Consider the following 6861-nt stretch of genomic DNA (forward strand, 5'->3'; position numbering starts at 1 on the left):
CGACACGCGGTGCACAGGTTCAGCCGTGCAGCACCCGCACCGCCTCCTGCAGCCGGTGGGACGTGGTGGCGAGGTCGCGCGCCGCGGCCCGGATCCCGTCGAGCTCGTCGGTGGTGCGCTGCGACGAGCGCTCGACCTCCGTGAGCGAGCCCGCGATGCCCCGGCCGCCGGCCGCGACGTCGGCCACCGCCTTGGCCATCTCGGCCGTCGTGGCGGTCTGCTCCTCGACCGCGCCCGCGAGCGTGCCCTGGTACTCGTCGATGCGGCCGATGATGGTCGAGATCTGCCCGATCTCGCCCGCGGCCCGCGTGACGGCCGCCTGGATCGCGTCGACCCGCGCGGAGATGTCGCCCGTGGCGCGCGCGGTCTCCTGCGCGAGCTCCTTGACCTCCCCCGCGACCACCGCGAAACCCTTGCCGGCCTCCCCCGCACGGGCCGCCTCGATCGTCGCGTTGAGCGCGAGCAGGTTCGTCTGCTCCGCGATCGCCGAGATGACCTTGACGACGCTGCCGATCTGGGCCGAGGAGTCGCCGAGCTCGGCGACGGTCCGGTCGGTGCGCTCGGTGAGCTCGACGGCCTCGGACGCGATCTGCGCGACCACCTGGGCGTTGCGGGCGATCTCACCGATCGACGCGCCCATCTCGTGCGTGCCCGACGCGACCGTGTCGATCCCCTCGCTGACCTCGGACGCCGCGACGGCGACCTCGGCCGTGAGACGCGCGGTGCCCTGCGCCACGAGCCCGATGTCGTCGCTCGCGCCGACCAGGCGGCGCGCCGCGGCGTCGACCTCGCCCGCAGCCCGGGTGACCTGCTCGGAGACCGCGGCCGTGCGGTCGAGGGTCGCGTTGAGGCCGATCGCGAGCTGGTCGAGCTCGGTCGTGCCGCGCCCCGTGTCGAGCCGTGTGGTCACGTCGGCCGTCGCGAGCGCGGCTCCCGCCCGGCGGAGGGGACGCACGATGCTGCGCGCGACGACCACGCTCAGGCCCACCACGACCAGCAGCACGCCTGCGCCCCAGAGCAGCAGGGTCACGGCCCCCGCGTTCGCCGCGGCGTCGACGTCGTCGACGTACACGCCCGACCCGACGACCCAGCCCCACGGCTCGTACCCCGCCACGTAAGAGATCTTGGGCTCGGGGGCATCCGACCCCGGGCGCGCCCACTGGTAGTTCACGAAGCCCTCGCCGTGCGCCCGCACGACGTCGACGGCGTCGACGAAGAGGAGCATGCCGTCGGGGTCCGCGTAGGTGCTCAGGTCGGTGCCGTCGAGCTCGGGCTTGGTCGCGTGCATGATCATCGTGGGCGTCATGTCGTTGATCCAGAAGTACTCGGTGCCCGAGTAGCGCAGCGCACCGACGGTCTCGATCGCCGCGGCCTGGGCCTCGCTCGTGGTCATCTCGCCCGCGGCGGCCCGTTCGCCGTAGCTCTCGACGACCCCGAGCGCCGTCTGCACGACGGCCCGGGTCGCGTCCTCCCGCTCGTCCATGATGCTCGTCCGGAGCTGGAGCCCGGCGCCCACGGCGATCGTCACGAACCCGATCGCGACCACACCGGCCAGCAGCAGGAGGCGGGTGCGGATGGCGAGCGAGGACAGACGACTCATGAGGACTCCGGGAATGGTGGGACGTCAGGCTGACACCGCCCGATCGGCCCGCGGCGCCCGGTCCTGAGCGATCGGGCGCACCCGACCCGCGACCGCACCGGCGTCACCCGGCAGCCGCTAGGTCGCGAGAACCGCCGCGACCCACGCCGCGGTCGCCACGAGCGCGCCGGCGAGCTCGACGAGGATCGTGAGGCCGGTGGCCCGCAGCGCGACGAGCGTCGCGGACCAGGCAGGTCCGTGGCCCTCGCCGCGCACCCGCTGGGTCGCGTACACGCCGCCCACGAAGCCCAGCGGCAGCCCCACGACGGGGACGACGAAGAACCCGACCACGCCGACCAGGCCGCCCCAGGCGAGCGTCGACCCGGGCACCCCGGCGCGGGTGAGCCGACGGCCCGCGACCAGGTACTTGCCGACGGCCGCCGCGGCGATCGCGACAGCGCCGACGGCGAACGCGGTCCACGCGACAGCGCCACCCGTGAGCAGCGCCCACACACCCACGGCGCCGAGCACCAGGAGGCTGCCGGGCAGCACCTGGACCACCACGCCGAACAGGCCCGCCGCGACCACGAGCGCGACGACGAGCTCGCCACCCACGCTCATGACGGCTGCCGGGCCGCCGCGGAGGTCAGCGCCACAGCACCGCGACGGCGACGTTCACGACCACGAGGCCGACGACGGCGCCGAGGAAGCCCCGGGTGACCTTCTCGGGCTTCCGGGCGCCGTAGACGACCAGGCCCGTGGCGACGAGGGCGATCACGAGCTTGACCGCGATCTTGGCGTTGTCCGGCTCGTGCCCGGCCAGGTCGGCCGAGGCGATGCCCACCATGAGGATCCCGGTCACGAGGGCCGTGAGGATCCCGTGCAGGGCACCCGCGGGCAGGGCGGGCTTCTTCATCCCGGCGAGCGCGCCGCCGAAGACGATGGCCCAGCCGAGGAGGTGCAGGACGAGGAGGAGATGATAGACGACGGTCATGACGGCCAGCCTAGGGACCAAGGGCCCGCCGCGGGCGTGCTCAGGCGCCGCCCGACCGTGATCTTTCCAACACCTGCGTCGGGAACTCCTCGGGCTACAGCAGCCGACGTGCCGCGGCCCATCGGGTGAGCTCGTGCCGGCTCGAGAGCTGGAGCTTGCGCAGCACCGCCGAGACGTGGGTCTCGACCGTCTTGATCGAGATGAACAGCTCGCCCGCGACCTCCCGGTACGAGTAGCCGCGCGCGATGAGCCGCATGACCTCGCGCTCGCGCGCCGACAACCGGTCGAGCTCGTCGTCGCCCGTGGCCACGTCGCCCGCCGCGGTGCCGAACGCGTCGAGCACGAAGCCCGCGAGCCGCGGCGAGAACACGGCGTCGCCGCCCGCCACCTGCAGCACCGCGTCCGACAGGTCGGCCCCCGAGATCGCCTTGGTCACGTACCCGCGTGCGCCGGCGCGGATGACAGCCACGACGTCCTCGGCCGCGTCCGAGACCGACAGCGCGAGGAAGCGCGTGCCCCCGAGCAGGTCGGTGCACGTCTTGATCACCTCGGCCCCGCCACCGCCGTCGCCACCGGGCAGGTGCACGTCGAGCAGCACCACGGGCGGGCGCAGCTCGCGCACGATCCGCACCGCCTCGTCGACGCAGGCCGCCTCCCCCACGACGTTGACCCGCGCGTCGAGCGAGGCGCGCACCCCCGTGCGGAACATCAGGTGGTCGTCGACCAGCACCACGTCGACAGGTGCGCTCATCGTTGTGTCTCCTCCTGCGGCACCGGTGCCGCCTCGTCGTGGACCGGCACCGACAGGTGCACCTCGGTCCCGCGACCTTCCTTGGACTCCACGCTGGCCGTGCCGCCACGTCGCCGGACGCGCCCCATGATCGACTCCCGCACCCCGAACCGGTCGGGCGGGATCGCCTCGACGTCGAACCCCACGCCGCGGTCGCGCACGAACACGTCGACCTCGGTGAGACCCACCTCGAGGTACAGGGAGACGGGCGGACGCCCGTGCACCACGGCGTTCACGAGCGCCTCGCGGGTCGCCTGCAGCAGGGCCTCGGTCTGCGCGTCGGGCACCCGGTCGCCCACCACGACCGTGTCGACCGCGACCGGCTCCCCACCCGGGCCGGTGCGCGAGTCCTCGACCTCGGCGACGATCGCCCGCAGCGCCGCGACGACCGAGGTGCCCGGCGCGGGCCGGTCGTCGTACAGCCACTCGCGCAGCTCGCGCTCCTGGGCACGCGCCATGCGAGCGACCTCGGTCGGTTCGTCGGACCGTGCCCGGATGAGCGCGAGCGTCTGCAGCACCGAGTCGTGCAGGTGCGCGGCGATGTCCGCGCGCTCCGACTCGCGGGCACGCGCGGCCCGCTCGTCTCCGAGCTCGCGCACGAGCCGCAGCCACCACGGGGCGAGCACCAGGGCGACGCCGGCGAGCACGGCGACCGCGGCGACCGTCGCCTGCAGCACCGCCGCCGGCTCGGCGTCCTGCGCCACCAGCAGCAGCACCCCCACCCCCGCGAGCACCAGGCCGCCCACGAGGCGCAGCACGCTCACGGGGGTACGCCCACCGGTGCGCGAGCGCCACCGGCCGCGCTGCACCGCGTCGAGCTGGCTCCACGCCAGGCCCGTGCCCGCCAGGAGCAGCACGAGCGGGACCACCCACGAGGTGTCGATCTCGCTGCCCGTGCGCACCGCCACCATCACGGCGGCCCCCGCGAGCAGCACGAGCCCGATCGCGATGTCGGTCACGGGCAGGCGGCGCAGCGCGTCCTGGCCGAGGCCCTGGGTGCGGGCGAGCCGCGTCAGCGTCGCCGGGCGGGCGTCCCCCGCGGCGGACGCCGGATCGCCCGTGGGCACCGTGACCCACAGGAACACGTACAGCGCGACACCCGCCCCCCCGAGCAGCGCGAGCGCGCCGAACGCGACCCGCACCAGGCGCAGCGGCACGTCGAGGTGCGCGGCGACCCCCATCGCGACGCCACCGAGCACGCGTCCCGCGGTGGGCCGACGCAGCGGCAGCCGGGTCGACGCCGGGGCCGGGGGCGACCACGCGGGGCGTGGGGCTGAGGGGTGCACCCCCCGATGATCACACCCCCGGGCACCACCCGAGGCCAGGCCCACGCCGGTTCAGGGTCCGGCACCGTCGGAATCAGGGTCCGGTCAGGGCTGCACCCGATGCCCAGCGGCACCGCGGCGGGGAAGGATCGTGGCATGGACACGCACACCCCGGATCAGCCGGGAACGAGCCCGGCCCCCGGCCCGGACGCCTCACCGCCATCCTCCGCGCAGACCTCGTTCTTCGCCGCGGTCCGCGGCACCGGCCTGTACCGCTCCGACGAGCGATGGATCGGCGGCGTCGCCGGGGGGCTCGCGGGCCGGTTCGGGCTCGACCCGCTGCTCGTCCGCGCACTGTTCGGGGTGAGCGTGCTGCTCGGCGGTCTCGGTCTCGTCGCGTACGGCGTCGGCTGGGCGCTGCTGCCCGAGCAGCGCGACGGACGCGTCCACCTCGAGGAGCTCTTCCAGGGCCGCTTCGACGTCGCCCTGATCGGCGCGCTCGCCATGGTGCTCGGCGGCTTCAACGTCAGCGACACGTGGTTCGGCTGGTGGGGAAGCGCCGGGCTGGGATGGCTCAACGGCATCCTCTGGGGCGTGGCGGTCGTCGTGCTCATCACGCTCGTGGCGACGAACCGCACAGGCGGCCGTCGTCCGCCCACGCCGCCTGGACCCTACGGACCGTTCGGGCCCTACGCCGCGCCCCCCGCCGGCGCGTCACAGCCCACCCCTGCGGGAACCCCGCCCCGGCCGTCACCGACCACCACGACGCCGATGGCCGCCGCGGCGCCCGCACCGACGACCTGGGCGCACGCGACCTCGCCCTCCTCCGCTGCGGGCACCGTGCCCCCGCCCACGCCCTACGCCGCCGGCTCTCCGTCCGGCCCGTACGCTGCGGGGCCCGCTCCGCAGCGCACGGCGCCGCCGCGTCCGCCCGCTCCGCCCCGTCCCCCGCGCCGGGGCCCCGGCGCCGCGCTGCTCGGTGTCGTGGTGGCCCTCGCGGTCCTCGTGCTCACCGGTCTGCTGGGCGCCGAGCGGCTCGGCTACTTCCACGGCCCCGTGGTGCTCACCGCGGCGGGCGCCACGATCGTGCTGCTCGGGCTCGGGATCATCGCGGCGGGCCTGCGCGGACGCCGCAGCGGCGTGCTGGGCACGCTCGCGGTCATCGGGATCCTCGTCACGGCGCCGTTCGCGCTGCTCGACGACGTCACCTGGGGCGACGGCGCGGTCCGGGCGATGGGCGACGAGAGCTACGTGGCCGACAGCCGCGCGGTCGCCGAGGCCGGCTACGCGCTCGGTGTCGGCGACAGCTACGTCGACCTGACCCAGGTCCAGCTGACCGACGACACCCTCGAGGTGCCGATCGCTCTCGGGGCCGGCAACCTGACCGTGCTCGTCCCGGCCGGCGCCGCGGTGAGCGCCGAGGTCAGGGCCGGGGTCGGCGAGATCACCTGGGACGTCGACGACCGCCTGTCGGTGAACAGCGGTGTCGGTGTCGGCACGCGCCGCTACGCGAGCGACGCGGTCACCGACGGCACCGACCCTGAGCTCCTGCTGCGCATCTCGATCGGTGCGGGCGACGTCACGATCGAGGAGAACTGATGAGCACCCACGGACCCGAGCGGGACGACACCTACGGCACGCCCGACGCACGGGGGGACGACACGGACGTGCTCGGCCTGTTCGGCAGCGCGTCGGCAGGGTCAGAAGCACCGGCAGGGTCGGACGACGACACCGCCGTGCTGCCGGGCGACGACGCGCCGTCGTCGTCGGCGCCCTCGTGGTCGGCGCCCTCGTCGTCGGCCGCGGACACCGCGGTCCTGCCCGACGCCCGGGGGTCGGCGACCGCACCCCCGGCCGGCGCGGCGTGGACCCCCGATCCCTCGACCCCCCCGTTCGCGGAGCCCCCGCAGCGTCCGGCGCTGCGCGTGGGCACCGTGGTGTGGGGCCTGATCATCGCGGTGGTCGGCATCGGGGTCCTGGCCGCCGCGTCGGGGGCGATGTTCGACCGCCAGCTCGCGCTCATCGCGCTGCTGGGACTGGCGGGCGTCGCGCTGCTCGTGGGCTCGATCGTCACAGCCCGGCGAGCACACGACTGACCGCACGACCGACCGCACGGACGTGGGGGGGGGGGGGGGGGGGGGGGGGGGGGGGGGGGGGGGGGGGGGGGGGGGGGGGGGGGGGGGGGGGGGGGGGGGGGGGGGGGGGGGGGGGGGGGGGGGGGGGGGGGGGGGGA

General features: G+C 75.4%; 7 protein-coding genes. 2 read left to right on the top strand and 5 right to left on the bottom strand.

Going from position 1 to position 6861, the window contains the following annotated elements:
- Nucleotides 1-19 precede the first annotated feature (19 nt).
- The 5 genes from ACGIF2_RS17200 to ACGIF2_RS17220 form a co-directional block, all read right to left on the bottom strand.
- Nucleotides 20-1600: a methyl-accepting chemotaxis protein gene (locus ACGIF2_RS17200; protein ID WP_396048394.1), complete on the bottom strand. Its 1581-nt coding sequence runs from the start codon at nt 1598-1600 to the stop codon at nt 20-22.
- A 117-nt stretch (nt 1601-1717) separates the two neighbouring features.
- Entirely contained in the window at nt 1718-2200 is a 483-nt protein-coding gene (locus ACGIF2_RS17205) for a DUF456 domain-containing protein (RefSeq protein ID WP_396048396.1), read from the bottom strand.
- A gap of 25 nt (nt 2201-2225) precedes the next feature.
- Nucleotides 2226-2573: a hypothetical protein gene (locus ACGIF2_RS17210; RefSeq protein WP_396048398.1), complete on the bottom strand. Its 348-nt coding sequence runs from the start codon at nt 2571-2573 to the stop codon at nt 2226-2228.
- A gap of 94 nt (nt 2574-2667) precedes the next feature.
- Entirely contained in the window at nt 2668-3324 is a 657-nt protein-coding gene (locus ACGIF2_RS17215; RefSeq protein WP_396048400.1) for a LuxR C-terminal-related transcriptional regulator, read from the bottom strand.
- On the bottom strand, nt 3321-4649 hold the full coding sequence (locus ACGIF2_RS17220; protein WP_396048402.1) for a PspC domain-containing protein: 1329 nt from the start codon (nt 4647-4649) through the stop codon (nt 3321-3323). Before ACGIF2_RS17220 ends, ACGIF2_RS17215 begins: the two co-directional genes overlap by 4 nt.
- Nucleotides 4650-4784: 135 nt before the next feature.
- Between ACGIF2_RS17220 and ACGIF2_RS17225 the strand changes: the two genes are divergently transcribed.
- The gene (locus tag ACGIF2_RS17225; RefSeq protein ID WP_396048405.1) at nt 4785-6227 is read left to right on the top strand and encodes a PspC domain-containing protein; all 1443 of its coding nucleotides are present in this window, start codon (nt 4785-4787) and stop codon (nt 6225-6227) included.
- Nucleotides 6227-6724: a hypothetical protein gene (locus tag ACGIF2_RS17230; RefSeq protein WP_396048407.1), complete on the top strand. Its 498-nt coding sequence runs from the start codon at nt 6227-6229 to the stop codon at nt 6722-6724. The genes ACGIF2_RS17225 and ACGIF2_RS17230 overlap by 1 nt, the downstream gene beginning before the upstream one ends.
- Nucleotides 6725-6861: the final 137 nt, after the last annotated feature.

This window comes from Cellulomonas sp. P22 (genome assembly GCF_044392165.1).

Coding starts and splice junctions, on each gene's coding strand:
- ACGIF2_RS17205 (WP_396048396.1), bottom strand. CDS start 2,200: ATGAGCGTGGGTGGCGAGCTCGTCGTCGCGCTCGTGGTCGCGGCGGGC.
- ACGIF2_RS17225 (WP_396048405.1), top strand. CDS start 4,785: ATGGACACGCACACCCCGGATCAGCCGGGAACGAGCCCGGCCCCCGGC.
- ACGIF2_RS17215 (WP_396048400.1), bottom strand. CDS start 3,324: ATGAGCGCACCTGTCGACGTGGTGCTGGTCGACGACCACCTGATGTTC.
- ACGIF2_RS17200 (WP_396048394.1), bottom strand. CDS start 1,600: ATGAGTCGTCTGTCCTCGCTCGCCATCCGCACCCGCCTCCTGCTGCTG.
- ACGIF2_RS17210 (WP_396048398.1), bottom strand. CDS start 2,573: ATGACCGTCGTCTATCATCTCCTCCTCGTCCTGCACCTCCTCGGCTGG.
- ACGIF2_RS17230 (WP_396048407.1), top strand. CDS start 6,227: ATGAGCACCCACGGACCCGAGCGGGACGACACCTACGGCACGCCCGAC.